We start from the raw sequence: 455 nt of genomic DNA, 5'->3' as shown, positions 1-455 counted from the left end.
CGTCCCATCTTCGGCAACGCTTGCGGTGTCATCGGCGGCGACAGGCACATCGTTCACCGGCGTTATGGTCAGCGCGACGGTCGCGATGTTGCTCTCGGCGGTGCCGTCGAACGCCCTGTAGGTGAAGCTGTCGGTGCCGAAGAAGTTGGCCTTCGGCGCATAAGTGAAGCTGCCGTCCGGATTGAGCGTCAGCGTGCCGTTGGTCGGCTCGGTGACCAGGACCGGCGCCAGCGCGTCGCCGTCGACATCGCTGTCGTTGGTGAGCACCGGCACGACGACGCTGCCATCCTCGGCCACGGTCGCCGTATCATCGATCGCCACTGGCGCATGGTTTTCGTTCGCGGCGTCAATAGTGAGCGCGACGGTCGCGATGTTGCTTTCGGCGGTGCCGTCGGACGCCTTATAGGTGAAGCCGTCGGTGCCGACGAAATTGGCTTTCGGTGCATAGGTGTAGC

Annotated in this window: 1 protein-coding gene; it reads right to left on the bottom strand. The window is 64.0% G+C overall.

Annotation, left to right across the window (positions count from 1 at the left end):
* The coding region (locus tag EN955_RS34640; protein WP_127223584.1) for an Ig-like domain-containing protein at positions 1-455 on the bottom strand (455 nt) is incomplete at both ends.

It is taken from the genome of Mesorhizobium sp. M7A.F.Ca.CA.001.04.2.1 (genome assembly GCF_003998485.1).
GTDB classification, from domain to species: domain Bacteria; phylum Pseudomonadota; class Alphaproteobacteria; order Rhizobiales; family Rhizobiaceae; genus Mesorhizobium; species Mesorhizobium ciceri.
Note: the sequence above shows the minus strand (reverse complement) of the source record. Positions and strands in the feature narration are given on the sequence as shown.